27 protein-coding genes and 2 riboswitches are annotated in these 26,127 nt (G+C 53.4%); of the genes, 25 read left to right on the plus strand and 2 right to left on the minus strand.

From position 1 onward, the window contains the following. The first annotated feature begins 230 nt into the window (after nucleotides 1-230). The 13 genes from NST04_RS18765 (at nucleotide 231) to murB (ending at nucleotide 14,794) form a co-directional block, all read left to right on the plus strand. Nucleotides 231-653, plus strand: a complete 423-nt coding sequence (locus tag NST04_RS18765; protein WP_036695386.1) for a cell wall hydrolase — start codon at nucleotides 231-233, stop codon at nucleotides 651-653. Nucleotides 654-845: 192 nt separating this feature from the next. Further along, nucleotides 846-1,247 (plus strand): spore coat protein GerQ, encoded by a 402-nt coding sequence (gerQ, locus tag NST04_RS18770; protein ID WP_341186795.1) that lies wholly within the window; start codon nucleotides 846-848, stop codon nucleotides 1,245-1,247. A 315-nt stretch (nucleotides 1,248-1,562) separates the two neighbouring features. Next, nucleotides 1,563-2,879, plus strand: a complete 1,317-nt coding sequence (locus tag NST04_RS18775) for a hemolysin family protein (RefSeq protein WP_341185584.1) — start codon at nucleotides 1,563-1,565, stop codon at nucleotides 2,877-2,879. A 161-nt stretch (nucleotides 2,880-3,040) separates the two neighbouring features. After that, nucleotides 3,041-4,960: an ATP-binding protein gene (locus NST04_RS18780; protein WP_341185585.1), complete on the plus strand. Its 1,920-nt coding sequence runs from the start codon at nucleotides 3,041-3,043 to the stop codon at nucleotides 4,958-4,960. Nucleotides 4,961-5,053: 93 nt separating this feature from the next. Then, nucleotides 5,054-5,818 (plus strand): DsbA family protein, encoded by a 765-nt coding sequence (locus NST04_RS18785; protein ID WP_341185586.1) that lies wholly within the window; start codon nucleotides 5,054-5,056, stop codon nucleotides 5,816-5,818. Continuing rightward, complete coding sequence (locus NST04_RS18790) at nucleotides 5,815-6,249, plus strand: disulfide oxidoreductase (RefSeq protein ID WP_340753415.1); 435 nt, start codon at nucleotides 5,815-5,817, stop codon at nucleotides 6,247-6,249. The genes NST04_RS18785 and NST04_RS18790 overlap by 4 nt, the downstream gene beginning before the upstream one ends. Before the next feature lie 225 nt (nucleotides 6,250-6,474). Further along, nucleotides 6,475-6,635: riboswitch (cyclic di-AMP (ydaO/yuaA leader) on the plus strand. Nucleotides 6,636-6,763: 128 nt separating this feature from the next. Next, entirely contained in the window at nucleotides 6,764-8,581 is a 1,818-nt protein-coding gene (locus NST04_RS18795) for an APC family permease (protein ID WP_341185587.1), read from the plus strand. A 174-nt stretch (nucleotides 8,582-8,755) separates the two neighbouring features. Beyond that, the gene (locus tag NST04_RS18800) at nucleotides 8,756-9,805 is read left to right on the plus strand and encodes an ABC transporter substrate-binding protein (RefSeq protein WP_341185588.1); all 1,050 of its coding nucleotides are present in this window, start codon (nucleotides 8,756-8,758) and stop codon (nucleotides 9,803-9,805) included. A 152-nt stretch (nucleotides 9,806-9,957) separates the two neighbouring features. Continuing rightward, complete coding sequence (locus tag NST04_RS18805) at nucleotides 9,958-11,019, plus strand: FecCD family ABC transporter permease (protein ID WP_341185589.1); 1,062 nt, start codon at nucleotides 9,958-9,960, stop codon at nucleotides 11,017-11,019. Continuing rightward, the gene (locus tag NST04_RS18810; RefSeq protein WP_341185590.1) at nucleotides 11,016-12,050 is read left to right on the plus strand and encodes a FecCD family ABC transporter permease; all 1,035 of its coding nucleotides are present in this window, start codon (nucleotides 11,016-11,018) and stop codon (nucleotides 12,048-12,050) included. Before NST04_RS18805 ends, NST04_RS18810 begins: the two co-directional genes overlap by 4 nt. Before the next feature lie 40 nt (nucleotides 12,051-12,090). Further along, on the plus strand, nucleotides 12,091-12,897 hold the full coding sequence (locus NST04_RS18815) for an ABC transporter ATP-binding protein (protein ID WP_341185591.1): 807 nt from the start codon (nucleotides 12,091-12,093) through the stop codon (nucleotides 12,895-12,897). Nucleotides 12,898-12,906: 9 nt separating this feature from the next. Next, on the plus strand, nucleotides 12,907-13,713 hold the full coding sequence (locus tag NST04_RS18820; protein ID WP_341185592.1) for a (2Fe-2S)-binding protein: 807 nt from the start codon (nucleotides 12,907-12,909) through the stop codon (nucleotides 13,711-13,713). A gap of 166 nt (nucleotides 13,714-13,879) precedes the next feature. Next, nucleotides 13,880-14,794 (plus strand): UDP-N-acetylmuramate dehydrogenase, encoded by a 915-nt coding sequence (gene murB / locus NST04_RS18825; RefSeq protein ID WP_341185593.1) that lies wholly within the window; start codon nucleotides 13,880-13,882, stop codon nucleotides 14,792-14,794. A 97-nt stretch (nucleotides 14,795-14,891) separates the two neighbouring features. Here murB and NST04_RS18830 read toward each other — a convergent pair whose 3' ends face one another. After that, the gene (locus NST04_RS18830; protein ID WP_341185594.1) at nucleotides 14,892-15,227 is read right to left on the minus strand and encodes a hypothetical protein; all 336 of its coding nucleotides are present in this window, start codon (nucleotides 15,225-15,227) and stop codon (nucleotides 14,892-14,894) included. 195 nt (nucleotides 15,228-15,422) lie between these two features. Here NST04_RS18830 and NST04_RS18835 point away from each other — a divergent pair, with 195 nt between their 5' ends. From NST04_RS18835 to NST04_RS18875, 9 genes are all read left to right on the plus strand, one after another. Then, the gene (locus NST04_RS18835) at nucleotides 15,423-16,163 is read left to right on the plus strand and encodes a ZIP family metal transporter (protein WP_341185595.1); all 741 of its coding nucleotides are present in this window, start codon (nucleotides 15,423-15,425) and stop codon (nucleotides 16,161-16,163) included. A gap of 72 nt (nucleotides 16,164-16,235) precedes the next feature. Beyond that, nucleotides 16,236-16,279: riboswitch (PreQ1 riboswitch) on the plus strand. 82 nt (nucleotides 16,280-16,361) lie between these two features. Next, nucleotides 16,362-16,862 carry a preQ(1) synthase gene (queF, locus tag NST04_RS18840; RefSeq protein WP_341185596.1) on the plus strand — a complete coding sequence of 167 codons (501 nt, stop codon included), beginning with the start codon at nucleotides 16,362-16,364 and terminating at the stop codon, nucleotides 16,860-16,862. Between the two features lie 44 nt (nucleotides 16,863-16,906). Further along, complete coding sequence (gene queC / locus NST04_RS18845) at nucleotides 16,907-17,572, plus strand: 7-cyano-7-deazaguanine synthase QueC (protein ID WP_341185597.1); 666 nt, start codon at nucleotides 16,907-16,909, stop codon at nucleotides 17,570-17,572. Then, nucleotides 17,572-18,054, plus strand: coding sequence for a 6-pyruvoyl trahydropterin synthase family protein (locus NST04_RS18850; RefSeq protein ID WP_341185598.1), 483 nt, complete (start codon nucleotides 17,572-17,574; stop codon nucleotides 18,052-18,054). Before queC ends, NST04_RS18850 begins: the two co-directional genes overlap by 1 nt. Continuing rightward, a complete protein-coding gene (gene queE / locus NST04_RS18855) occupies nucleotides 18,047-18,769 on the plus strand; it encodes a 7-carboxy-7-deazaguanine synthase QueE (RefSeq protein WP_341185599.1) in 723 nt (240 codons plus the stop codon). The genes NST04_RS18850 and queE overlap by 8 nt, the downstream gene beginning before the upstream one ends. Nucleotides 18,770-18,858: 89 nt before the next feature. Then, entirely contained in the window at nucleotides 18,859-19,020 is a 162-nt protein-coding gene (locus NST04_RS18860) for a hypothetical protein (protein ID WP_179090458.1), read from the plus strand. A 54-nt stretch (nucleotides 19,021-19,074) separates the two neighbouring features. Continuing rightward, complete coding sequence (locus NST04_RS18865; RefSeq protein ID WP_341185600.1) at nucleotides 19,075-19,887, plus strand: VanW family protein; 813 nt, start codon at nucleotides 19,075-19,077, stop codon at nucleotides 19,885-19,887. Between the two features lie 246 nt (nucleotides 19,888-20,133). Continuing rightward, nucleotides 20,134-21,048, plus strand: coding sequence for a DMT family transporter (locus tag NST04_RS18870; RefSeq protein ID WP_341185601.1), 915 nt, complete (start codon nucleotides 20,134-20,136; stop codon nucleotides 21,046-21,048). A 50-nt stretch (nucleotides 21,049-21,098) separates the two neighbouring features. After that, the gene (locus NST04_RS18875) at nucleotides 21,099-21,935 is read left to right on the plus strand and encodes a class I SAM-dependent methyltransferase (protein ID WP_341185602.1); all 837 of its coding nucleotides are present in this window, start codon (nucleotides 21,099-21,101) and stop codon (nucleotides 21,933-21,935) included. Between the two features lie 139 nt (nucleotides 21,936-22,074). Here the strand turns inward: NST04_RS18875 and NST04_RS18880 are convergent, their stop codons facing one another. Then, nucleotides 22,075-22,989, minus strand: a complete 915-nt coding sequence (locus NST04_RS18880; protein WP_341185603.1) for a LysR family transcriptional regulator — start codon at nucleotides 22,987-22,989, stop codon at nucleotides 22,075-22,077. Between the two features lie 258 nt (nucleotides 22,990-23,247). On the opposite strand from NST04_RS18880, the gene NST04_RS18885 reads away from it, so the two are divergent. From NST04_RS18885 to pstA, 3 genes are all read left to right on the plus strand, one after another. After that, entirely contained in the window at nucleotides 23,248-24,201 is a 954-nt protein-coding gene (locus NST04_RS18885) for a phosphate ABC transporter substrate-binding protein PstS family protein (RefSeq protein WP_341185604.1), read from the plus strand. A gap of 166 nt (nucleotides 24,202-24,367) precedes the next feature. After that, on the plus strand, nucleotides 24,368-25,201 hold the full coding sequence (pstC, locus tag NST04_RS18890) for a phosphate ABC transporter permease subunit PstC (protein ID WP_445667927.1): 834 nt from the start codon (nucleotides 24,368-24,370) through the stop codon (nucleotides 25,199-25,201). Further along, a complete protein-coding gene (gene pstA, locus NST04_RS18895) occupies nucleotides 25,198-26,094 on the plus strand; it encodes a phosphate ABC transporter permease PstA (protein ID WP_341185606.1) in 897 nt (298 codons plus the stop codon). Before pstC ends, pstA begins: the two co-directional genes overlap by 4 nt. The last annotated feature ends 33 nt before the right edge of the window (nucleotides 26,095-26,127 follow it).

Below are 26,127 nucleotides of genomic sequence, written 5' to 3' on the forward strand. Positions count from 1 at the left end.
AATGCATTATAGATGGTGATTGTAACCCCCTGGTTCCCGCTCAGGAACCAGGGGGTTTTTGGCGTGCCGCCAGCATGGGAAAGAACGGAGAGGGGGCAGGAAATTGGGTGCAGACTGTCACCTCCTGGGCGAATACACATACAATACAGCGAGCAGCAAAAGAACAACGGAGAAAACAATAGTCTGCACAGCTTCACCTGTTAATGAAATGAATGCAAGGAGGAGAACGCGTGGCTGTCATCAAAACTAACTCGGAGGACGTAAGAGTGCTTGCACGGCTGATGCGGGCCGAGGCTGAAGAGGATGGGGAGTCAGGCATGCTGATGGTCGGCAATGTCGGCGTGAACCGGATTCTTGGCAACTGTCTGGATTTCAACAACATCCGCAGTGTGAACGACATGGTGTATCAGAGCCCCGGCGGCTTCGAAGCCCCGCAAAAGGGATATTTCTATCAGCGGGCGCGGGAGGCCGATATCCGGCTGGCGAAACGAGCGATTAACGGGGAGCGAACCTGGCCGGCCTCGAATGCGCTCTGGTTCTTCCGCCCGGTCGGCGATTGCCCGGCGACCTGGTACAATCAGCAGAATACCGGACGCTACAAGGCCCACTGCTTCTTCACTCCGACACAGGGAGATTGTCCGGCAGTATACTAGGCAAGACAAGGCAGTTATTACACTTTAGGAGGTAATCCGTACATGATCGTTCAACCCTACCGCCCAGTTCCTTATATGATGGGCAGCAATCCCGCAGGCAGCATGAACAATATGAACAACATGAACAATATGAACAATATGGAGAACATGAATAACATGACCAATATGAACAACATGGGGCACATCGGAAATATGGGGAAAATGGGAAACATGGGGAACATGGGAAACATGGGAAACATGGTCGCCATGCCGCCTCAGGTAAGCAGCGGAAGTCCCATGATGCCAGGCGGCACGGTGGTCTCCACAACTGCCCCCGTGTTTGAACAGTCCTATGTGGAGAATATTTTCCGCCTAAATCTTGGCAAGGTGGGCACCTTCTATTTCACATATGAGAATAACAAGGACTGGAATGCCAAGGTCTACACCGGGGTGCTTGAAGCTGCGGGCCGTGACCACCTGATTATCAGCGACCGGGCTACCGGACAGCGGGTGGTGCTGCTGATGGTTAACTTTGATTACGCCACTTTCGAAGAGCCGCTTGTCTATCAATATCCGGGCGTTGTCGGGAATCCGCTGGGAGTGCGTAACTGTTAATCCGCTTTTCCGGCCATTTATCCATAGAATTGCCCAAAAACGGCTGTCCGCCTTGGTTTGAGGCGGTCAGCCGTTACTTATGCTCCCGTACGTACATATGCTGTATTTTTCGAGGGGACACGCATGCTTGCTGTTTCACCTAATATATTTATATAATGAAAGTATTATTTATAATCCGTGATTTTGTATAGGAGATGAGGGCATTGGGGAATTGATACGCAAGGGTTCTCTTCGCGTAATCGAGTCTGACATTTTGAGCAAACGAAGGAGGTGGGCCTATCCAGCCGTACAGATTACGGTGGATAGGAGTATAAATTGAGCGACCCTTTACCCGGTATATTACATGTAGGACTTATTATTTTGCTTGTGCTGCTTAACGGTTTTTTCGTTTCGGTGGAGTACGCGATGGTGAAGGTGCGCAGCGGGCGCATTGAATCGCTGATTGAGGAAGGAAGCAAGAGAGCGCTGGCGGCAAGGAACATTGTCCATAATCTGGATGGATTTCTGTCAGCCTGCCAGCTTGGGGTAACCCTTGCTTCACTTGCACTGGGCTGGCTGGGAGAACCGGCCGTGGCCACGATTGTGGGGCCGCTGGTCAGAGGTCTGGGCTTTGATGAAACGACTGTATTTGTCATCTCCCTGATTATTGCCTTCATGTTTATCACGGTTCTCCATATCGTACTCGGCGAGCTTGCACCGAAGACCATTGCTGTGAACAAGGCTGAGGCGGTGCTTCTGTTAACTGCGGGACCGATGAACGTTTTCTACCGGATCATGTTTCCATTCATCTGGGTGGTTAACGGGCTTGCCCGGGGACTGCTGCGGATCTTCCGTCTGACACCGGCTTCCGAGCTGGCTACTGCGCATACGGAGGAAGAAATCCGCATTCTGATGCAGGAGAGTAACAAAAGCGGCTTGATCGACAACACAGAAATGACACTGGTGGATAATATTTTTGGATTTGCCGACACGATGGCCCGGGAGATTATGATTCCGCGTACCGAGATGATCTGTCTGAACACGCATCTGGAGACGGAGGAGAATCTGGAGATTGCCTTCGACGGCATGAGAACCCGTTATCCGGTCTGTGACGGTGACAAGGACCATATTCTTGGTTTCATTCATATCAAGGATATGATCCGGGAGAAGGCACTGAGCTATAATGAACTGATCCGTCCGATATTGACGGTACCGGAATCGATTCAGATCAGCAGTCTCCTGAAGGTCATGCAGCGTGCCAAGACCCAGATCGCCATTCTTATTGATGAGTACGGCGGTACCTCGGGGATGGTTACACTGGAGGATATTATGGAAGAGATTGTCGGTGAGATTCAGGATGAATTCGACGAGGAGCGTCCCGGCATTGAGCAGCTGGGAGAGGATGAGTACTCCGTTGACGGACTAATGCTGATTGAAGAGATTAACGACAAGCTCGGAATCCATATGGAGACTGATGATTATGATACGATCGGCGGCTGGCTGTATTCCAAGCTGGAGGTCAGTCCGCCGCAAAAGGACCAGTCCATTGAGTTCGACAATCATTTATTCGTGGTCGAAGAAACCGATAATAAGCGGATTTCCCGGATTAAGCTGCTGAAGCTGCAGTTATTGACGGAAGAAGCCGGAGCATAAGCTGCTGCATACAATATGAGCATGGCGCTACTATAGCGCTGTGCTTTTTTGTCATTATAAGGCTGGATGGTTCTGGCGTTACTGAGATTCGGCCGGATTTAAGGCGGGTAAGGAAGTGTAAATACATGTAATATATCCGATTCAAGAAAGGGGCGGGAGCGTTGGAGCATCCTTTTAACACTTACAATGATCTGCTTGTCCTCTTGTCGGTTGCGATAGCCTTTCTCTCCTGCTTCACGGCGCTGGACCTGACGGAACGTCTGCTTCGCGGCCATCGGAGCTCCCGGTTCATCCTGCTCATCTCCCTGGTGCTTGGCACAGGCCTGTGGAGCATGCATTTCATCGGGATGCGCGCAATGGAAATGGGCGTTCCTGTATCGTATAATCTGCCTCTGCTGGCGTTTTCTCTAGTGATTCCCGTCGCAGCCTCTTATATGCTGTTAGTTATGCTGAATAACCCGCACACCCGCAGCAGGGTCTATCTGGCCATGGGCGGACTCCTGTTCAGCAGCGGCATCCTGATTATGCATTTCAGCGGCATTCTGTCGATGAGACTTACGGCAACGTATGAGCAAGGCGCCTTCTCTATTACACTGGCGGTACTGTTCGCCTTGATCGTCCCGGTGGTCACCGCATCCTATGATCCGAAATGGCTGGAGCAGGCCTATAATATGTTCAGCTTCAAAAAGCTGCTGCTTGTCCTGACCCTGACCGGCGCGTTCACAGGTATTCATTACGCTGCCATGGCAGGCGCTTCATTCCCCATAGGAGAACATTCCAGTGCTGCCGGACAAGTGCTCTATTTGCAGGATTCCATACTGGGAATGATCCTCTGCGGCTCTTTCCTGTTCATTGTGTCGATCGTCCTTGCTCTGCTGTACAGGGACCGGCAGCGGATACTCCAGTCAGCAGCCTTCAACGAGCAGCGGTATACCGCACTGTTCGAGCATAACCCTGATATGGTGATCTGTATTGATCCTGCACGCAAGAAGATTATCAGTGCTAATCCTGCTCTGCGGGACATTACCGGATATAGCAGAGAAGAACTGGGGAATTATAAGGCGATACTGTACAGCGAACGGGATGAAACGGCCGTGCGGGATGCCGTAACACGCGCTTCACGGGGGCAGTCCTCCAAGCTGGAGCTGAAGGTCCGGAGCAAAGGCGGGGAGCAGCTGATCTGCAGTGTCACCGTCTTTCCTTTGCTGCATCATACGGAGCAGTGGGTCTATATCGTGGCCGAGGATGTGACCGCCCTGATGAAGTATCAGTATGAGCTGCTGGAGGCGAGGGATGCTGCGGAGAGTGCTGTGACGATGAAAAGCGAGTTCCTCGCCACCATGAGCCATGAGATCCGCACGCCGCTGAACGGCATTATCGGCGTCAACCAGCTGCTGGCTGAGGAGATCAGCAACCCTGAGCATCTGGAGCTCCTGCGGCTTCAGAGTACAAGCAGCCATGCTCTGCTGAATGTGATGAGCGATATTCTCGATATCTCCCGGCTGGAAGCGGATGGCCTCACGCTGAACAAGGATACTTTCGGGCTGAAGGCGCTTCTCCAGGGCTGTATGGACCTGTTCACGGTGAGCACACAAGACAAACCACTAACCCTGAAGCTTGAGATCGAAGAGGGGCTGCCCGACAAGTTCACCGGAGATGCTGCGCGTGTCCGTCAGATTCTGATCAACCTGATCGGCAATGCGGTGAAATTCACGCCATCCGGCACGGTAACGGTTAAGGTGGAGTCCTATGGCGTCAGGGAGGCTGCTCAGGCGCTGCAATTCATGGTGCGCGACACGGGCATTGGCATCTCACCGGATAAGCTGCAGCTGCTCTTCCAGTCCTTCTCACAGGTGGACGGGTCGCATACCCGCAAATACCCCGGGACGGGTCTGGGCCTTGCGATCTGCAAGAAGCTCGTAGACCTGATGCAAGGAGAGATCTGGGCAGAACCGGCAGAAGGGGGCGGCACACAGTTCTTCTTCAGAATTAAGCTGCAGTCACAGGAGCATTCCCCGGAGGTATTTTTCGGCAAGGATACAGGAGGCGGGGAGTCAGCAGAGGAGAATGAAGCCGTATAAGACAGCGATTGCCAACAAGAGAGTTAACATTATATAATTTGAAAGTAACTATTCTTTTATCACGACAGTCCTGAGGACGGAAAGGAACTCTCTTTGAGCAAAACAAAAAAGAACAATGTCATGGCTCCCCAGATGAGTAAGCAGGAGAAGCGCAGGGCAGAGCAGGAACAGCAGAAGCAGAAAACGAGAATTCTGATCGTGAGTACGGTGGCCATCGTCGTTATTATTTTTGTAGGCTTATTCATGCTTGCTTCGAAGGACTCTTCGCCTGCAGGCACAGACAGTAAGCCGGTTGCCTTCAATTACAGTGAAATGATGCGGCTCGGCAAGGAGGATGCTCCGGTCAAAATTGTGGAATTCGGTGATTTCAAATGTCCGGCTTGCGCCCAGTTCACCGGTGTGATCAAACCGCAGATCGTTCAAGGTTATGTAGATCAGAATAAAGCAGCCTTCTATTTCGTGAATCTGGCCTTCATCGGCAAGGATTCCAGAACGGCCTCCCTGGCAGCGCTATCGGTGTATCATCAGAACCAGGAAGCGTTCTGGAAATACTTCGATGCGATCTATGCCAACCAGGGGAATGAAGACAAGGAGTGGGCTACGCCCGACTTCATGGTGAGTCTCGCCAAGCAGCTGGAGCTGCCGGTGGATTATGACCTGCTGCGCAAGGATATTGATGACCGCACCTATGCGAAGGAACTGGACCGGGATATTCAGCTTGGCTCCGATACGGGCGTAACGAATACGCCATCCTTGTACGTGAACGGCATCAAGGTGAACGAGCCCTTCAATATGGAGGCGATTGACGCCCAGATTCAGGCAGCAACAGCAGCAGCGGGAGCAGGGGCCGCCCAATGACCGCCTTCTCTGCCTTCTGCCGGCGTAATTGTCTCTACTTGGCCTGGTTCGTCTGTGTGGTAGCTGTAGCGGGCAGCCTGTATCTCAGTGAGGTCCTGCATTACGAGCCGTGCAAGCTGTGCTGGTTCCAGCGGATCTTCATGTACCCGCAGCTGTTCCTGCTGGGGATCGCCACCTACCGGGCGGACAAGCGGATCATTCCTTATGTGCTTCCTCTTAGTCTGATCGGCGGCTGCATCTCTATTTATCACTATGCAGAGCAGAAAATTCCGGCGCTCAGCAAGGTGCTTCCCTGCACCATTGGCGTACCGTGCAACAAGGATTATCTGAATTGGTTCGGATTTGTAACGGTCCCTCTGCTTGCACTTATAGCCTTTGCCTTAATCTCCATTCTGCTCTGGACAGGACGCAAAGAGGAGCCTGCAGAGTAAGTAGCTGACGGCAGAAGGAAGAGAAGAGAATGCCCTTAATTTTAGCAAAAAATATTATACAAAAACCCTGTAAAATCACGTGTTAAAGGGATAATGAAAGAGAATGAAAGATCAAGACATACCGGATGATGAATTTGGTTGTTTTGAGTGCTTTTCATTCTTTTTTCATTTGTTTCCACGCTTTACGGAAGATGCGTTGTAGCTTAATATTAGTCCTTGTGAGAAGTTGAATATGCGCTGAATTTTCCGGATGGAAAAACGGGGGAACCACACTTTGGCCAAGGCCAAAAGGGGTGAATCGGAGCGGGCCGCCAGGGCCTGTAACCGTAGGGCTACCACAGTCCGAATCCGCCAGCTAACCTCGTAAGCCAGCAGTGGGATAATGACCATGCACTCTAAGGCATGCGGATCATTTCCGTATGCTTATTTTGGTGCCTGCATTAATGAAATCCACTTATGAAAACAGCGCAGGGAAACCCGTTTCAACTTAACCAAGAGAGGAACTGTTACTACAATGGTAAGCAAGGTAAAACGACTATTGATCGGGCGTCCGATGAAGTCGAACGAACTCGATCATGAAAAGTTATCCAAGGTGAAAGCACTGGCTGTCCTGTCTTCTGATGCGCTCTCGTCTGTAGCCTACGGAACAGAACAAATTCTAATCGTACTGGTGGCCGCCGGGTTCACCGCCATCTGGTACTCATTGCCAATTGCATTAGCCGTATTGGGCCTGCTGGCTATTTTGATTTTATCCTACCGGCAGACGATCTTCGCTTATCCCCAGGGCGGGGGCGCGTACATTGTCGCCAAAAGCAATCTGGGGGTGCATACCGGCTTATTGGCCGGCGGCTCTCTGCTGGTGGATTACATTCTGACGGTGGCGGTAAGCGCCTCGGCGGGGACGGATGCGATCACTTCAGCTTTTCCAAATCTGCATAATCATAGTGTCCTCATAGCGGTATCTGTTATCTTGCTCTTAACGATTGTTAACCTGCGCGGGGTGACCGAATCGGCTTCGTTCATCGCTATCCCGGTCTATCTGTTCGTCGTCTCCATCTTCGTGCTGATTATCACAGGGATTTTCAAATATGTAACCGGCGGGGCTCATGCCCAGGTTCCTGAGATTGGCTCGGCGGTGTCGAACGTGAGTATGTTTCTGCTGCTGAAGGCATTCAGCTCCGGCTGTTCGGCTCTGACCGGGGTTGAGGCTGTCTCCAATGCCATTCCAAACTTCAAAGCGCCGGCGGAGAAAAATGCAGCCAAAACGCTGATGCTCATGGGCCTCATTCTCGGGGTGATGTTCACAGGCATTACGCTGCTCGCTTACTGGTACGGCATCATGCCTGATGAGAAGGCTACCGTGGTCTCACAGATTACCGAGTCTACCTTCGGCCGGGGCGGGCTGTACTTCTTCATTCAGGGGATTACGGCGGTTATCCTGTTCCTGGCAGCCAATACGGCATACTCAGCCTTCCCGCTGCTGGCGTTCATGTTCGCCAAAGACAAATATCTGCCCCATGCCTTCATGGTGCGCGGCGACCGGCTCGGCTTCTCCAACGGTATTATTTTCCTCGGCGTCATGTCGGCAGTGCTGGTAGCGGCGTTTCACGGGAATACAGAAGGACTTATTCCATTATATGCAGTAGGGGTATTCATTCCGTTCACGCTATCGCAGCTTGGCATGATGGTCCAATGGTACAGAACGAAGCCGCAAGGCTGGCAGAGCAAGTTCGCCGTGAATACGGTCGGGATGCTAACTACATTAACGATCACCATGATCTTCATCATCACCAAATTCTCCAGCGTGTGGATGGCTTTCATCTTCCTGCCGGTCGTCATTATCGTGTTCCACCGGATTCACCGCCATTATATGAATATTGCCGATCAGCTGCGAATCTGTCCGGCAACAGATAAGCCTTGTATCAAAGGAAGCACCGTAGTCGTTCCTGTCGCCGGTGTGACCCGCGCTGTACTGCATTCGATCAGCTATGCGAAGTCTTTGACCGATAATGTGGTCGCTGTATATGTAGGCTTCGATGAAGAAGAGATTCACAAGATGGAGCAAAAGTGGGAGGAGTGGAACCCCGGAGTTCGCCTGATCGTCCTGCGCTCCCGTTACCGCAGTATTATCCGCCCGCTGGTGAAGTTCATCGATACAGTAGAGTGGAAGACCTCTTCAACGGATCATATTACTGTCCTGATTCCGCAATTCGTGACCAAGCATTGGTGGCAGGCAGTGCTGCATAATCAGACCAGCTTGTTCATCCGCTCTTATTTAATGAATCAGAAGGACATTGTCATCGCCACGGTTCCTTTCCATTTGCATAAATAATATAGAGGATTATAGGAAGACGGCTGTTTCTGCTTATTGCGGAGGCGGCCGTTTTGCCGTTACTATAAGTTATTGGTTGACATAGAGAATGAGAATCAATATCATCAGTATAGACAAGAAGAAAGTAACAGAGCTTTTGCCAATCATGAGGGTAACATACAGGAGGGGTATTCAATGTTTTCGTTCAACCTGCAAGGATCAAGAAGCGGGAAGCTGGCGGTGGCCGGACTTATGACTACAACACTGCTGCTATCCGCTTGCGGAAATAATAATAGCAATGCAGGCAGTAACGGTGGAGCAAGCACTGCACCTGCAGCAACCGTGGAAGCCACTGCGGATGCCACTGCGGATGCCACTGCGGTGCCTGCAGCAACTGCCGCACCTGCGGTGGAGAAGACCGTAACGGATGCGATGGGGCATAAGGTGACTGTTCCCGCTAACCCACAGCGTGTCATTGCTTCTTATCTGGAAGATTATCTGGTAGCACTCGGCGTGACTCCGGTTGCCCAATGGTCTACGAAGAATGGTACTCAGAAATACCTCGATGCTGAGCTTAAGGATGTTCCGCCGATCAGCTATGACCTGCCGCTGGAAGCCGTCACCAGCTTCACTCCTGATTTCCACATCGTCCAGTCGGAAGGCTCGGTTCAGAACGGTCTTTATGACCAGCTGAACAAAATCGCACCAACCTATGTACTGGGCGACGAAGTCAGCAGTGACTGGCGCGCGGCTACGCTCAAAATCGGTGAGCTGCTTAATAAAACACCAGAAGCTGAGAAGGCTATTGCAGACTATGACCAGAAAGCGGCTTCGGCCAAAGCGGCTGTGTCAGCGGCAATTGGTGATGATTCGGTAGCTGTTCTGTGGCTGGTGTCCAAGAATTTCTTCATCGTGGACGAGACCCGCAGCAGCGGTGCAGTATTATATGGCGATCTTGGAGTGAAGCTCCCGAATCTCGTGACCGATATTCCTGCGGAGTCCAGAGCACCGTGGAACCCGATTTCACTTGAGAAATTGTCAGAGCTGACTGCAGAGCATATCATTCTGGTGAACAGTGATAAGGCGGACGGAGCAGAAATTACAGATGGGGCGGTCTGGAAGGGAATTCCAGCCGTTAAGGCAGGGAATGTTCATGAATTCGGCAAAGATACCAGCTGGCTTTACAGCGGTCCTATAGCCAATTCTAAGACCATCGATGATATTCTGAGCAGTTTTGTCAAATAGGTTCTTTACCGGCCGGAGAAATGTGCAGGCTTTTATGTCCTCAGGATATAGAAGCCTGCCTCTTTTTTAAGTTGAACAATATTCATATATTTGCGATAATGAGAATCATAATCATTTATATTTCCCTAATAATCCTGATAAGGAGACGGCATATGGCTTCATCCACAGATTCTGCTTTACAAGCTCCTTCTGATGAAGGGAAAACATCTGTCAGGTCGCGGCCGCTTGCTGCTGCTGTTATTCTGGTGCTGGGAATAGCAGCAATTGTCTTCGGCCTGATGGTATCCGTATCGGTCGGTGCGGCGGATATCCGGCTGGCTACTGTATGGGAGGCGGTATTCCGGTTCAATCCGGAGCTGCCCCAGCATCAGGTCATCCGGGAGCTGCGGATTCCCCGGGCTGCCGCAGGGGCGCTGGTCGGCGCATGTTTTGCCGTTGCCGGTGCGATTATGCAGGGGATGACCCGCAACCCGCTGGCGGATTCAGGGCTGCTCGGGCTTAATGCAGGAGCGGGTGTTGGACTGGCCCTGGCTTTTGCCTTCGCGCCAACCTTATCCTTCGCGTACATCATGCTGTACTGCTTCCTTGGAGCGGCTGTGGCCTCACTGCTGGTATTCGGGATCGGTTCGCTCTCCCATAGCGGATTGACCCCGCTTCGGCTGACCCTCGCCGGTGCGGCAGTAAGCGCCATGCTGCTGGCGGTCAGTCAGGGCATTGCGATCCTGTTCAGCCTCTCCCAGGATATTGCCTTCTGGATGGCCGGGGGGGTTGGCGGAGCGAGCTGGAAGCAGCTGCAGGTAATCTCTCCTTGGGTCGCGGCGGCCCTGATCGGTGCGCTGATGCTGTCGCGTTCGATTACGCTACTGAGCCTGGGCAGAGATGTTGCAGCGGGTCTCGGACAGCGCACCGGTCTGGTACAGACTGCAGGGATGATTATTGTCGTCATCCTCGCCGGAGCGGCGGTCTCCACTGTGGGCCCGATCGCTTTTGTCGGATTAATGGTTCCGCATATCACGCGTTATCTCGTTGGGGTGGACTACCGCTGGATTATTCCCTGTTCCGCAGTCCTTGGAAGCATTCTGGTCCTGGTGGCCGATATTGCGGCCAGGATGATTAATGCGCCATACGAAACACCGTTAGGTGCCTTGATTGCAGTATTCGGCGTACCGTTCTTCATCTATCTGGCCGGCAAACGCAAGGGGGAGCTGAAATGAACCGCTCGACCTCATTCCCTCCAGCCAAGCCGCGGCGTTCCAGAGAGGCTGGTATTCTGACACTGCTTGGAGTGCTTATTGTCATTCTGTTTCTGGTCAGTATGAATACCGGCTTCATGCGTCTGTCACCGCTTGAAGTTCTACATACCCTATCCGGCAACGGCACCAAGCAGCAGCAGCTGATTTTGTTTGATTTCCGGCTGCCGCGGATCGTGATTTCCTTGCTGATTGGTGCAGGCTTCGCGGTAGCCGGAGCAATTCTGCAAGGCTTGTCGCGTAATGCTCTCGCTGAGCCTTCCACCCTGGGGATCAATGCCGGAGCCGGATTCGCCGTACTGATCTTTATCTCCTTTGTACCGGCTACTACAGCAGCTCCGATCCTTGTGCTTCCGCTACTGGCGCTGGCAGGGGCCTCGCTTACTGCAACACTGATCTACTTCCTGTCTTACAGGAGGGAGGATGGACTCTCGCCGACACGGCTGATCCTGATCGGGATTGCTGTGGGTGCCGGGATATATGCTTTCCAGCTTATTTTGTCATTAAGACTCGATCCGCAGAATTATCAGTTCGTAGCCATCTGGCTGGCCGGCAAAATCTGGGGCGGAGACTGGCGGTTTGTGCTGGCTTTGCTGCCCTGGATATTGATCCTGCTGCCCTTCGCATTCTACAAAGCCCGGGTGCTCAACGTACTGAATCTGGGCGATGAGCTCTCCAAGGGACTCGGCCTGCCGCTCGAACGGGAACGGCGGTGGCTGCTGGCGGCGGCTGTTGCACTTGCAGGAGCCTGTGTATCGGTAAGCGGCAGCATTGGTTTTGTCGGGCTGATCGCGCCGCACCTGGCCCGCAGGCTGGTCGGCCCGCGCCATCAGATCCTGCTGCCTGCGGCTGCCCTGATCGGAGCCCTGCTGCTGCTTACGGCAGATACGATCGGGCGCTGGGTAATGCAGCCTGCGGAGGTACCTGCTGGTATCGTAGTAGCGATTATTGGAGCACCGTACTTTTTATATCTTTTGGCCACGTCGAAAGCGTAATACAGAGATGTATATTATAAAAATCTAAGGAGTGTGTATCATGTCGGAACGTTTAAATACAGAACAGCTGAGCATCGGATATGCGGAGACAATGATTGTGAAGGGGCTGAATCTGTCGCTTCCGACAGGAAAGATTACGGCGCTCGTCGGGGCGAACGGCTCGGGGAAGTCCACGATTCTGAAGACGATGGCCCGGATCATGAAGCCGAAGAGCGGGAATGTCATGCTGGACGGGAAGTCCATTCATAATCTGTCTACCAAGGAGGTGGCCCGGCAGCTGGCGATTCTGCCGCAGAATCCTACGGCCCCGGATGGCTTAACGGTGTCTGAGCTGGTAGGATATGGCCGGTATCCGCATCAGAAGGGCTTCGGCAGCCTGACGCCTGAAGACCGCAGCATTATTGCCGGTGCGATTGCGCTGACCGGCATGAATGAATTCCGTGACCGGCCGATTGACCGGCTCTCCGGCGGACAGCGGCAACGGGCCTGGATCGCCATGGCACTGGCACAGCAGACAGATATTCTATTCCTTGATGAGCCGACGACCTTCCTGGATATGGCCCATCAGCTGGAGGTGCTTCAGCTGCTGCAGAAGCTGAATGAGCAGGAAGGCCGGACGATCATTATGGTTGTCCATGATTTGAATCATGCCTCCAGATATGCGCAGCATATGGTAGCGATCAAATCCGGCAATGTGATCAGCGAAGGCGCTCCGAACGAGGTAATGACACCGGCGGTGCTGCGGGAGGTATTCGGTATTGAGGCGGATATTGTACCTGATCCGCGTACAGGTGTGCCGCTGTGTCTGCCTTATGAGCTGGCTGCATACAAAGCAGTAGGACTGTAGGACGGCTGCATGAATGAATTCCTGAGGCAAGAATATAGCTCCAAGTTTGATCTCCATTCTGAGGTGCCAGAGGGAGCCGTGTATTCCTGCGCAGCTGCTGAACTGGCAGAAGAGGCTGGGATGAGGGCCTTCATGGAGGCTTACCGGCCGCTGATGAAGGCGCTCGACGATAAAGCGGCCGGTGCGTATTTCGGCGGTTATCTGAGCATAATTGCACTCGCTGTCCAGTATTCCGTGACCGGCTTCTTGTGCGTACCGGATTTCAGTCTACGGAATCTGCATCTGCATCTGGTTCCGGCAGACGGCTACTGCCGTGTTGCCTTTTCGCTTCGTGAATGGGGGATGGTACAAGCTCCGGCAGATGAGCCGGGCCGGAAGGCTTGGCGCAATGAGGTGCTCGCCAGCTTCTACCAGAGCACAGCCGGACCGCTGATCCGTATGGCTTCACAGGTGAGTGGCCTATCGCTTGGGGAGATCTGGGGACAGATGCCGACCAAATTCAATTATTATGCGGAAGCCTTCGCCGCTGAGCTTACTGATCCGCTCCTTCTCCGCCGGCTGGAGGAGGATTACGCCTATCTGAAGGATGATCTGCCCGCTGCCGTATTCGGGATGCCGCGGAATCCTTTCCAGGTGAAGGTGCGGAGAATCGAATCGCTCACGGACCCGGAGCAGACGGTTCAGATGCGTAACCGCTGCTGTATGTATTACCGGACTGAGGGAGGGCGGCTGTGTTATACCTGTCCCCGGATGAAGGAGGAGGAGCGGTCCGCACGGCGGGAGGAATTCCGTTCCGGGCGCGCAGCAGGTGAATAGGGTATAATTGGGAATTTCGAAACATAATAATGCTGTATGCAGCTTCTTAACAGGCTCCTGTCATTGACAAGGGAGCCTGTTCGTTGATAAAGTTGTGGTTGCTGAAGCGTGATTGCCCGGCGATGAGCCCCACCATTATCTTGTTCATAGAGTAGGAGCATGAAGAATGAATATTGACAACATATATGAGGATTTGCAGCCGCTGGTTACCGCAGGCTCACTGAAACGCCGGGAGAGCCTTAAGAATCTGGTCTATACCCGCATGGGCGGCGAAGCAGATATCTTGGCTGTTCCAGTTACATATGAAGAGATCCAGAGCATCTACGCCTATGCCCATAATCATCAGATCCCGCTTACGATTCTCGGCAATGGCTCCAATGTCATTATCCGGGACGGAGGCATCCGCGGCATCGTGCTCCAGACCTCGGATCTGTCAGAGATGGGCATCCGTGACGGGCTGCTCTATGCGCAGTGCGGGGCGAAGATTATCGATGTCTCGCGCTATGCGCTGGAGCAGAATCTGACCGGTCTGGAATTCGCCTGCGGCATCCCCGGCACGGTAGGCGGGGCTCTGTATATGAATGCGGGAGCCTACGGCGGGGAAGTGAAGGATGTGCTGCACAGTGCGCTCGTGATTGATCAGAACGGCCAGCTCCTCACCCTGCACGGCGATCAGCTGCAGTGGGGATACCGCAGCAGCATCTTCGCCAGCGGACAGTATATTGTACTGGAGGCGAGATTCAGGCTGCTTCCAGGCGATCCTGCTGCGATTAAGGCGTCTATGGATGAGTTAACCTATCTGCGGGAATCGAAGCAGCCGCTGGAATATCCGTCCTGCGGCAGTGTATTCAAGCGGCCGCCGGGCCGGTTCGCGGGGCAGCTGATTCAGGAGAGCGGACTCCAGGGTACGCGCATCGGAGGTGCTGAGGTGTCACGCAAGCATGCAGGCTTCATTATCAACGCCGACAATGCTACGGCCAGTGATTATATTGGATTAATCCAGCATGTACGCTCAGCGGTGAAGCACAAGTTCGATGTGGAGCTGGAGACGGAAGTGGAGATTATCGGGGAAGAATTATAGGCGATAGTTTTCTTGAAAAGAGGGTGCAGTTCTAAGCCGGAAAGTTGGCTTATCACTGCACCCTCTTTCGATTCTTACGGCGTTAGCCGCCATATAATCAGCTTACGGCCAGTGAATATTTCGCCCGGCTCGTCTGCAGATCCACCTTGGCTTCGGACACTTCATGAAGCTGCAGCCCGCTTACGGCCAGCTCATAGCCCGGCTGCGGCAGGGGCACCAGCTCTCCATCTGCATTCAGGGTATTGCCTGTCCCGCGCAGAATGACCGCACTGTCCAGATAATCATCAATGACATCGTCAGCGTTCCGGTAGTCAACGGTCTCCAGCTTGAAATGGACAGTGTCGAGATCGTCCAGCTCCCGTTTTTCGATGACCAGTGTTGTATCCTTGCGGGCTTCCAGCCAGTCTATAAGCTTCTGTACGTTTGCTTCCATAGTAAGATCCCATCCTTCGGTTAATAAGAGATTGTTAATTCTAAGTTACCCCTTTGAGTGCAAATGAATCCGTAAAATTTGCTGCCCATATATATATCAGTGGTACTATGCAGGGTGTTTGCCTTCCTTCATTCGTGTGTAAACTATTCTTATGCATTGTATGGATGCCAATATCCTATCAAGAAGGTGAATCAAATGGGAAACGCATTGTTATGGGGCGCAGTCTCCGGCTCGGCAGTTCTGATTGGGGCTCTCTTGGCCTTATTCCTGCAGATTCGAAGCAAGCTGATCGGCTTCATTATGGCATTCGGTACCGGGGTGCTGATCGGCGCGGCGGCGTATGAATTGTTAGAGGATTCTGCCAGTGACGGCGGCCTGGCCCCGACGATTATCGGGTTCACCGCCGGAGCAATGGTGTTCACGGTGTTCGACTGGCTGATCTCGCGCAAGGGCGGAGCCGGACGTAAGCGCTCAGCCAGAGCCACATCAGGGAAGAGCGACGCGAAGGGCGGAGGGCTGGCTATTTTCGCCGGAACGGTACTGGATGCAATTCCTGAATCGATCATGATCGGCGCAAGTCTCATTGCGGGTCAGGGCGTTAGCGTACTGCTGGTCATTGCCATCTTCATTAGCAATATTCCCGAGGGCTTATCCAGCACGGCTGGACTGAAACAGGACGGCTATGGCAAAGGCAAGATAGTGCTGCTGTGGCTCGGCGTACTCGCTATCTCCACACTGGCCTCAGGGGCGGGGTATGCGTTCATGGATCACGCAAGCAGTTATACGGAAGCGGTGATTGCCTCTTTTGCCGGAGGAGGAATTATTGCCATGGTGTCCTCCAGCATGATGCCCGAAGCCTATGAAGAAGGGGGACCGCTCACGGGGTTCATCGCTGCAATGGGACTGCTGTGCTCGCTGATTCTGGATCAGCTGTGAGGGTTGTCAAGCCCGCTGCAATCATGGTATAGTTCAAGACGCACCAAGATAAAGAAGGAATCTGCGCCGCGCGCAGGAGAGGTTCGCGAACTCCCTCTATAAAAAACTAAGCTATCTTAGTAGAGCCAGGTTTTCGAAATCTCGTTCTTCTTTCCAGTTCAGGCTATGAGCCTAGGGAAAAGAGAGGGGTTTTTTGTCATGTCAGAAGGTAGAACGCAAGAGGAAATGCAGGAGGTTACCCTGCTGGGCAACCAAGGCACGCAGTACAAGTTCGGCTATGATCCGGGGATTCTGGAGGCGTTCGATAACAAGCATCCCGGCCGCGATTATTTTGTCAAATTCAACTGTCCCGAGTTCACCAGCTTGTGTCCCGTGACCGGTCAGCCGGATTTCGGGGTGATGTATATCTCGTACATTCCTGATATCCGAATGGTAGAATCGAAGTCACTGAAGCTCTATCTGTTCAGCTTCCGCAATCATGGGGATTTCCATGAGGACTGTGTCAACATTATTATGAATGATCTGATCTCGCTGATGGAGCCGCGTTATATCGAAGTGTGGGGCAAATTCACACCGCGCGGCGGCATTTCCATCGATCCTTACTGCAACTGGGGGCGTCCGGGAACTAAATATGAGGCGATGGCCGGGCACCGGCTGATGAATCATGATCTGTATCCCGAGAAAGTGGACAACCGTTAATCGCAGGAACCAGCTTCACAGAGCCATCAGGAGGAGAGATCATTATGGTAAATAAAAAGGCATTAGTCGTCTTCAGCGGCGGCCAAGACAGCACGACCTGCCTGGCGTGGGCATTGCAGGAGTTCCAGGAGGTTCAGGTGGTCACGTTCAATTATAATCAGCGCCATGCGGCCGAGATTGAAGTCGCCAAGGCAATTGCCGCGAGGTTCGGCGTGAAGCAGCATATTCTGGACCTGGGGCTGCTGAACCAGCTTGCTCCCAACGCCTTGACCCGGGATGATATTGACATTACCGCAGGTGAGGGAGAAGAGCTGCCCAGTACGTTCGTGGATGGACGTAATCTGCTGTTCCTGTCCTTTGCGGCCATTCTGGCCAAGCAGCTTGGCTACTCCAACATTATCACCGGGGTCTGCCAGACGGACTTCAGCGGGTACCCGGACTGCCGTGATGTATTCGTGAAGTCGCTGAATGTCACGCTTAATCTGTCGATGGATGTGGAGTTCGTCATTCATACCCCGCTGATGTGGCTGGACAAAAAGCAAACCTGGAAGCTGGCAGACGAGCTGGGCCAGTTCGATTATGTCCGGGAGCAGACCTTGACCTGCTATAACGGGATCATTGGCAGCGGATGCGGCACCTGTCCGGCATGTCTCCTGCGTCAGCGCGGTCTGGAGCAATATGAGGCAGAGCGTCAGGAGGCGGGACTATAATGCGGGGCGAAGTAGCCGTCTGCAAAATTTTTACCTTCGATGCTGCCCATCAGCTCATCGGACACAAGGGGAAATGCAGCAATCTGCATGGGCATACCTACAAGCTTGAGGTAGTGCTGAAGGGTGTGCCGTCCGTTGAGGAAGGGCAGTCGGATGAAGGTTTCGTGATCGATTTCAGCGATATTAAGGCGGCTGTGCAGGAGGCGGTAGTTGGGCGGCTGGATCATGCTTTTCTGGCGATGGGCAATGAACCTGTGCTGGAGACACTACTCTCGACAGGCTCCAAAGTCGCGCTGCTCTCCTTCCGTACCACGGCGGAGAATCTGTCAGCCTACATTGCCTATGAGCTGAAACGGGCGGCATTGCCGGTGTATTCGGTGAAGCTATGGGAGACTCCTACCTCCTGGGCTGAAGTGCTGGCAGCAGATATACCTGAGGAGGGACCGGCTTACCGTCTGTATGGAGGCTGCGATCATGAGTAGAATCCCTGTGATTGAAATGTTCGGCCCGACGATTCAGGGGGAAGGCGCGGTCATTGGTGTCAAAACGATGTTCGTCCGCACCTACGGCTGCGACTACCGCTGCGGCTGGTGCGATTCCGCCTTCACCTGGGACGGCTCGGCCAAGGATAAAGTGACGATGCTTACGCCGCAGGAGATTCTCTCCGGGCTGCTGGAGCTGGCCGGGGAGAACTTCGGCTGTGTCACCATCTCCGGCGGGAACCCGGCGCTGATCGGGGAGGCCATGGGAGAGTTCATCTCCCTGCTCCACGAACGCGGCATCCAGGCAGCGATTGAGACGCAGGGCAGCAGGTGGCAGGACTGGTTCAGCGACGTTGATGTGCTGACGATCAGCCCCAAGCCGCCCAGCTCCGGGATGGCCACGGACTGGGACAGACTGGATGAGATTATGCATAGAGTCGCTGACAACGGCAAGTCTTCACATAGTTTAAAGGTGGTTGTTTTTAACCAGGAGGATTATGAATATGCCCGTAAGGTACATTTCAGGTACCCTGAGGTTCCGCTGTTCCTGCAGCCGGGCAACGATAACGTCACCGAGGAAGGCGACATCTCAGGCCGTCTGCTGGGGCGGCTGGAATGGCTGTTCCAGCTAGTCATTGCAGATCCGCAGATGAACCGTGCACGGGTGCTGCCACAGCTGCATGCCCTGATCTGGCATAATAAGCGTGGAAAGTAAGATTTTCTCATAAAGATTAGCTATACTTAAGACTGGGCTTCCTGAGGCCCGGTCTTTTACTATTTGCAGGAAACAGGGGAGGAATTATAATGGAGAATGGTTATTACGCAGGCTGGGGTACACTGGCTCTGATTAATGCCGGACTGGCGCAAGGAAAGAACCGGAGCGGAATGAACTGGTTTCTGTTGTCGTTGCTGCTCGGACCGCTTGCTACATTTATTCTGGTAATCTCTGAGAAGCTTCCAGAGTAGAAGGGGAATATAATTATAGAATCGGACAATAGCTACACGGGGGAGGTATAAGCAATGACGATGCAGGCTATGAAGCCCATCCGGCGTTCCAAGCTGCGGTTATTTGCAGGCAAGCGGTATTTCACCTGGAAAAGATACTGGAAATGGATCACAGCCAGCGGCCGCCTGGCTACAGAACAGCGCAGTGAAGCTCTGCCGTACGAAGCGGCCAGTCATGCTACTCCGCTGCTGCGTAAATTGCGTAATGTGGATATGCAGCTTCAGCACAACAAAATCGTGAACCTGAGGCTCGCGGTGGCGAAGCTGGACGGGCTTGTCATTCAACCGGGCGAGAGCTTCTCGTATTGGCGCAGGATCGGCAAACCGACACGAAGAAAAGGCTACCTGGACGGAATGGTGCTTCATTACGGCGGGTTTCGTTCCGGCACAGGCGGCGGGCTCTGCCAACTGTCCAATCTGATCTACTGGATGACGCTGCATACCCCGCTGACGGTGACCGAGCGGCACCGGCACAGCTATGATGTCTTCCCCGATGAGCAGCGGACCCAGCCCTTTGGCAGCGGGGCTACCTGTGCCTATAATTATCTGGATCTCCAGCTGCGCAATGATACAGAGCATGCCTATCAGCTTAAGCTGCATCTGGATGAGACTCATCTGCGCGGGGAATGGCGCTGTGCAGGACAGCAGCTCTACCATTATGAAGTGTATGAAGACGGGCACCGCATCAGCCTGGAGCCGTGGGGCGGGTATATCCGGCGCAACGCGATCCGGCGCAGAGTGCTGACGCATAGCGGAGAGCTGGCCGGTGACGAAGCGGTGGCCGAGAACCACGCGCTGATGATGTATTCTCCGCTGCTGCATGGATAAGGACAAGTGGAAACGGCTTTGCCGTCCTTTTATAGGACGGTATCGTTTCAGCGAGAAATAGAAGGATAAGTTATGGTGTGAAACATGTAATTTCTTATATTTGAACAAGTATAAGGCATGGAACCCGTCAGAGGCGGATTCTGTGCCTTTGTTCACGTGCTGAATATCAAAAAAAAGCTGCATTTTTCACCAATTTACGTTAAATTAACATAATGAGTCTTACATCCTATGAAGGGGCGTTCTGTTATGCGTACCAATAAACCGCTCGTTCCCGTGCCTCTCTTGATGGTAATCGGAATTGTGGCCATTTCTTTTTCTTCTATCTTCATTAAATGGTCCTCCGCGCCCGTATCGGTCCAAGGGATGTACCGCCTGCTGTTCACCTCGCTGCTGATGCTGCCGTTCGCCCGTCCCTATAGCGGGGCACTCTTTCAGCTGCGGCGGAAGGACTGGCTGCTGCTGGGAGTGTCGGGTGTCATGCTTGCCCTGCATTTTCTGCTGTGGATGGGTTCGCTGAATTATACCTCGGTGGCCAGCTCGACGATGATTATGGCGCTGGAGCCGTTATTCATTATGCTCGGTGCGTACATACTGTATAAAGAGCGTAACTCGATCTCTGCCATAATGGGGATGGCAATTGCCATCTTCGGCGTTACTTTTATCGGCTGGGGAGACATTGGCTTGTCTGCTGAGAATCTGAAGGGCGACCTGCTGTCGGTTGGCGGAACGGTCGCAGTGGCGGCTCATATGCTGCTTGGACAAAAGCTGGTGGCACGTATGCCGTCCTATCTGTACAGCCTGATTGTATTTATCGCTGCGGCCGCTGTATTTGCCGTCTACAATCTCGTGACTGGCACACCGTTCTTCGATTATCCGGCCCGGGAATGGGGGATCTTCGTCCTGCTGGCGGTGGTGCCGACCGTCTTCGGACATATCCTGTTCAACTGGCTGCTGCAATTTACGTCGGCGACTACTGTGTCGATGAATATCCTGGGAGAGCCTGTCGGCGCGAGTATTCTGGCGTTCCTGCTGCTGGGTGAGCAGCTTAGCGGCCTGCAATGGGCGGGCGGCGTGCTGGTCATGGCCGGACTGGGCGTCTATCTGTATGCCGGGCGCAGGAAAGCGCTGAAGCTCCGGGAGTCTCTGCCGAACGCTTCCTAGGCGATTTTGATTACATTTCTTAGAACATAGACAAAGGGGTAACGAAAGCAATGAATGAACCGAATCAGAATGAACCGGATGGCCTGAGTAAGGAGGCGGCACCTACCAGCGAGGAGCTGTGGAATGAGGATACCTATGCGGCCTGGACCAGCCGGTTCGGAACCCCTGCGGAGGCTGCGGAGAAGCTGCTCAGGGACCCTGCGGGGAAGCTGTATCCGCTGAATACCTATCTCGGTGAAGTGAAGGGCCGGAGGATCATGAACCTGATGGGCTCTAACGGCATGAAAGCGGTGGCGCTTGGTCTGCTGGGCGCTGAGGTGACTGTAGCAGATTTCTCGGAGGCCAATGCCCGTTATGCCGGTGAACTCGCGCAGGCAGCCGGAGTGCAGCTTGACTATATCGTGTCGGATGTCCTGGAGCTGCCGGAAGCGTATCTTAACGGCTCTTATGATACGGTTTTTGCCGAAATGGGGATTGTTCACTATTTTACGGATTTGGCTCCGTTCATGGCTACAGCATACCGCTTGCTGGCCCCGGGCGGGACGTTCGTTCTGCGGGATTTCCATCCGGTAACGACCAAGCTGATCTCCTCCAAGGGGTCGACGGCTAAGGTCCGCAAGCATAAGGTGAGCGGGGATTATTTTGATACCGCGCTTGAAGAGAAGCAGGTGTCCTATTCCAAATACATGCCTTCCTCAGGAGCAGCCTTAGAGGCGGACAAGCCGAATGTTGTCTACTGGCGGCGCTGGACGCTGGGCGAGCTGGTTACGGCTGCCGCAGCCAGCGGACTGGTGATAAGAGAGCTGGTGGAGGAGCCTAATCTGTCGTCGGATGTGTACGATAAAGGAATTCCCAAGACCTTCACCCTGGTCGCTGTCAAAAGATAATAAGGTTCACCACCACACGGTATCCCCGTTAGCGCAGTTACACAGGCGCTCCGGGGATACCGTTTTTTCAAAATATAAGAACTTATAGGTTTCACACGATAACTTATCCTTCTATTTCTCGCTGAAACGGTACCGTCCTTTAAAAGGACGGCGAAGCCGTTTCTACTTGTACATAACCCGCCGCCATCCCGGCGAAAGCCTGCTGGAGCGGAGACAATGTATAATCCTTGCGCCAAGCCAGCACAAAAGACCCGTCAGCGGGAAGTATTCCCGGCAGCTTGGCGTAAGCCAGACGGCCCGCCGCTACTTCAGCCTCAATTCCTGAGCGGGAGAACACGCCTACCATACGGCCTGTGTACAGCATCCCCTTGACTGCCTCCGGTGAGCCCAGCACCGCATGGTTCCAGACCCTTACATTATTAAGCTGTGCCCACTGGTCAGAGATTCCGCGCAGGAAGGAGGCGGCCTCATGCTGCACCCAGGGTTCGCGGGCTACGGCTTGGGCGGTCAGCTCCTGCTCCCCGGCAAACGGATGCTCCGGCGCAAAGACCAGCACCGTCTCCTCTTCAGCAATCACCTGCGTATGGAAGGTATCATCCTGGCCCTCTGCACTGTGCAGCAAGGCGAGCTGGATCTCCCGGCTGCGCAGCTGTTCCCGGATGGCGTCATCCGGAAGTACGGATAGATAGACATCGATCCCGTCATAATGCTGTGTGAATTGCGACAGCAGTTTGGGCACAAGATAACTGGCAGGGATATCGCTGGCGGTAAGCTCCAGATTCCCCGAGGCAAGCGAGGTGAACTGTTTGACTGTCCGCTCGGCCTCCGCGCTTAGCGAGACAATGCGGACCGCATATTGATACAAGGCGCGTCCGGCATCCGTCAGCAGGACCCGGCCGCTCCGGTACTGGAAGAGGGAAGCGCCAAGCTCACTCTCCAGACTTTTCATATGGAAGGAGACGGTAGGCTGTTTAAGGTTCATCTCGGCGGCTACATCCGTAACCTTTTTATATTTTTCGATGAGAACTAAGATTTGCAGCTTTACAAGGTTCATGAAGATTCCTCCGGGGATGGGGCAAAAAAAACCCTATTGTTGTTTCGATATAGATTTTATCTATTCAACTACTCAATTTATATTATAACTTTTATCCTTGGGTTTACAAACTCAGTACTTTTATCTAACGAACGGGTCCTAGAATAAGAAGAGTCAGAAGAGACGCTGATAGACACAATAATGCTTCCCAAGTGAGTTTTGTACGAAGCAGATGGAACGCAGCAGACACTCACAAAACCTTTAGGAGGAAAAAAACAAATGCAATTCAAAAAATCGTGGATCATGGCTTTGGCTCTTACAAGCGTACTGGCAATTTCAGCATGCGGCAACGGAAACAACGGGGGAAATAATGCAACAACCAATAACGGAGGGAATACACCGGCTGCTACAAACACAGAATCCAGCAGCGGTGCGAAGCTAAGCGGTTCGGTCCTGGCGTCAGGCTCCACAGCACTTCAGCCGCTCGTAGAGCAGGTAGCTGAGAAATTCATGGATGCTAATGCTGGCGTGGACATTCAGGTTCAAGGCGGCGGCAGCGGAACGGGCTTGACTCAGGTCTCTGAGAAGCAAGTCGATATCGGGAACTCAGACGTATTCGCCGAAGAGAAGCTGAAGGATGCAGCGAAGGCGGCTGAACTGGTGGATCACCAGGTGGCGGTTGTAGCGATTGCGGCAGTAAGCAACCCGAAGGCAGGCGTAGACAGCTTGACCAAGCAACAGCTGGTGGATATTTTCACAGGTAAAATCACGAACTGGAAAGAGGTCGGCGGCGCAGACCAGGCCATCCAGATCATCAACCGTCCGGCAAGCTCAGGTACCCGTGCTACCTTCGAGAGCTTTGCTCTTGGCACCAAGACAGAGGACCTGAAGGGCTCGATTCAAGAGGATTCCTCCGGTACGGTTAAGAAAATGATCGGCGAAACACCGGGAGCGATCGGTTATCTGGCCCTGTCCTATCTCGATGATTCTGTTAAAACCTTGAACTATGACGGCGTTGAGCCTTCTGTAGACAACGTAGTGGCCGGTAAATATCCGGTGTGGGCTTACGAGCACATGTACACTAACGGTGAACCTAATGAGACTGTAAAAGCGTTCCTGGATTACTTCCTGACGGACGAAGTACAGACTGGCGACGTTGTAGAGCTTGGCTACATCCCGGCTTCCAAAATGCAGGTATCGCGTGATGTGGCAGGTACTGTAACACCTAAATAAGCTTCACCGGTTCAAAGTGAGGATTGGATTTAAACTTTAATGTGATTAGAGGCGGAGTTCTTCTGCCTCTCTTTTCACTTTAGAAAGAGGGAGCATCTTGAGGGGACAACCAACTAACAAGCGGCTGGAAAAACATCATATAGAAAATTTAATCGGACGTATTTATATGTCCTTTTGCGTGCTGCTGCTCATTGTCATCATTGTATCCATGGTTTATTTCGTAGCCTCCAAAGGCGTAGCCAACTTCGTGAATGGCGAGGTCAAGGTCTCAGAGTTCCTGTTCGGCACGAAGTGGTCGCCTGAAGCAGACACACCTTCCTATGGAGCCTTCCCGTTCATCTCGGGTTCCTTCCTGGTTACCCTGCTGGCTGCGCTGATCGCGAGTCCGCTCAGCATCTGCGCGGCGCTCTTCATGACAGAGATCGTGCCGGGCTGGGGTAAAAAGCTGCTGCAGCCGGTCATTGAGCTGCTGTCAGGCATTCCATCTGTCGTCTACGGCTTCGTAGGCTTAAGCGTCATTGTTCCATTTCTGCGGGATACGCTGCCCGGACAGGGCATCGGGGTGGCTGCAGGCGCGCTAGTGCTGTCGGTCATGATTCTGCCGACGATTACCAGCGTGGCTGCAGACGCGCTTGCTTCATTGCCGCAAAACTTGAAAGAATCATCCTTTGCGCTCGGTGCCACACGCTGGCAGACGATCTCCCGGGTTATTCTCCCGACGACCTTCCCGGCAATTATGACGGGGGTAGTGCTTGGCATGGCCCGCGCCTTCGGCGAGGCTCTTGCCGTGCAGATGGTTATCGGTAACGCGCCGTTCGTGCCTCACTCCCTGTTCGAATCCGCGTCCACACTTACCAGTGTCATCACGCTGGGCATGGGGAATACAACGATGGGTTCACCGCAGAACAATGCGCTGTGGAGTATGGCGCTGGTACTGATGCTGATGACCTTTGTATTCGTCCTGCTGGTGAGAATGCTCGAAAGGAGAAATAAAATTTGAAGCCGAGAACTGCGAATAAAATAGCCACTGTTGTTATCGTGACCTTTGCATTGCTGATTGTAGCCATCCTGGTTAGCTTACTCGGATATATCCTGATCCGCGGTTTCAATCATATTAGCTGGGACTTCCTGACCTCGGCGCCGCAAAAGATCCGCGCAGGCGGAGGCGTCGGGCCGCAGCTGTTCAACTCCCTGTTCCTGCTCGTGCTGACCTTGATCATCACGGTCCCGCTGGGGCTGGGTGCCGGAATCTTCATGGCGGAATATGCCCGCCCCGGCAAGCTGACCAACTTCATCCGTCTGGTCGTGGAGGTATTGTCCTCCTTCCCGTCGATCATCGTGGGTCTGTTCGGTCTCCTGCTGATCGTCAACACCTTCAATCTCGGATTCTCCCTGATCTCGGGTGCGCTCGCGTTAACCTTCTTCAACCTTCCGCTGATGGTGCGTATTACGGAGCAAGCCTTCCGCACGTTGCCTAAGCAGCAGAAGGAGGCAGGCTTCGCACTTGGATTATCCAAGTGGAAGATCGTTACATCAGTCTTGCTCCCGGTAGCGTTGCCGACCATCATCACCGGCACGATCCTGTCGGCCGGCCGTGTGTTCGGCGAAGCGGCTGCGCTGATGTTCACCGCAGGGATGAGCAGTCCGCGTCTGGACTTCAGCAACTGGAATCCGCTGAGTCCTTCCTCACCGCTCAATCCGTTCCGTCCGGCGGAGACGCTGGCGGTGCATATCTGGAAGGTCAACAGTGAAGGCCTGGCACCGGATGCACTTCAGATTGCAGCGGGCGCTTCAGCCGTTCTGGTGCTGACCGTATTAATCTTCAATCTGGCTGCCCGTTATTTCGGCAGATTCATCTACCGCAAGCTTACTGCATCCAAGAGAATGAGCTAGGCTTGTTAGACAGAAGAGGACACAGGCTTCCGA

The organism is Paenibacillus sp. FSL H7-0756, assembly GCF_038006765.1.
Classification (GTDB): Bacteria; Bacillota; Bacilli; order Paenibacillales; family Paenibacillaceae; genus Paenibacillus_AQ.

Bases quoted from the DNA above. Each gene is read 5' to 3' on its own strand.
- gerQ (WP_341186795.1), top strand. From the start codon at position 846: ATGGGGAAAATGGGAAACATGGGGAACATGGGAAACATGGGAAACATG.
- NST04_RS18790 (WP_340753415.1), top strand. From the start codon at position 5,815: ATGACCGCCTTCTCTGCCTTCTGCCGGCGTAATTGTCTCTACTTGGCC.
- NST04_RS18795 (WP_341185587.1), top strand. From the start codon at position 6,764: ATGGTAAGCAAGGTAAAACGACTATTGATCGGGCGTCCGATGAAGTCG.
- NST04_RS18800 (WP_341185588.1), top strand. From the start codon at position 8,756: ATGTTTTCGTTCAACCTGCAAGGATCAAGAAGCGGGAAGCTGGCGGTG.
- NST04_RS18805 (WP_341185589.1), top strand. From the start codon at position 9,958: ATGGCTTCATCCACAGATTCTGCTTTACAAGCTCCTTCTGATGAAGGG.
- NST04_RS18810 (WP_341185590.1), top strand. From the start codon at position 11,016: ATGAACCGCTCGACCTCATTCCCTCCAGCCAAGCCGCGGCGTTCCAGA.
- NST04_RS18815 (WP_341185591.1), top strand. From the start codon at position 12,091: ATGTCGGAACGTTTAAATACAGAACAGCTGAGCATCGGATATGCGGAG.
- NST04_RS18820 (WP_341185592.1), top strand. From the start codon at position 12,907: ATGAATGAATTCCTGAGGCAAGAATATAGCTCCAAGTTTGATCTCCAT.
- murB (WP_341185593.1), top strand. From the start codon at position 13,880: ATGAATATTGACAACATATATGAGGATTTGCAGCCGCTGGTTACCGCA.
- NST04_RS18830 (WP_341185594.1), bottom strand. From the start codon at position 15,227: ATGGAAGCAAACGTACAGAAGCTTATAGACTGGCTGGAAGCCCGCAAG.
- NST04_RS18835 (WP_341185595.1), top strand. From the start codon at position 15,423: ATGGGAAACGCATTGTTATGGGGCGCAGTCTCCGGCTCGGCAGTTCTG.
- queF (WP_341185596.1), top strand. From the start codon at position 16,362: ATGTCAGAAGGTAGAACGCAAGAGGAAATGCAGGAGGTTACCCTGCTG.
- queC (WP_341185597.1), top strand. From the start codon at position 16,907: ATGGTAAATAAAAAGGCATTAGTCGTCTTCAGCGGCGGCCAAGACAGC.
- NST04_RS18850 (WP_341185598.1), top strand. From the start codon at position 17,572: ATGCGGGGCGAAGTAGCCGTCTGCAAAATTTTTACCTTCGATGCTGCC.
- queE (WP_341185599.1), top strand. From the start codon at position 18,047: ATGAGTAGAATCCCTGTGATTGAAATGTTCGGCCCGACGATTCAGGGG.
- NST04_RS18860 (WP_179090458.1), top strand. From the start codon at position 18,859: ATGGAGAATGGTTATTACGCAGGCTGGGGTACACTGGCTCTGATTAAT.
- NST04_RS18865 (WP_341185600.1), top strand. From the start codon at position 19,075: ATGACGATGCAGGCTATGAAGCCCATCCGGCGTTCCAAGCTGCGGTTA.
- NST04_RS18870 (WP_341185601.1), top strand. From the start codon at position 20,134: ATGCGTACCAATAAACCGCTCGTTCCCGTGCCTCTCTTGATGGTAATC.
- NST04_RS18875 (WP_341185602.1), top strand. From the start codon at position 21,099: ATGAATGAACCGAATCAGAATGAACCGGATGGCCTGAGTAAGGAGGCG.
- NST04_RS18880 (WP_341185603.1), bottom strand. From the start codon at position 22,989: ATGAACCTTGTAAAGCTGCAAATCTTAGTTCTCATCGAAAAATATAAA.
- NST04_RS18885 (WP_341185604.1), top strand. From the start codon at position 23,248: ATGCAATTCAAAAAATCGTGGATCATGGCTTTGGCTCTTACAAGCGTA.
- pstC (WP_445667927.1), top strand. From the start codon at position 24,368: ATGTCCTTTTGCGTGCTGCTGCTCATTGTCATCATTGTATCCATGGTT.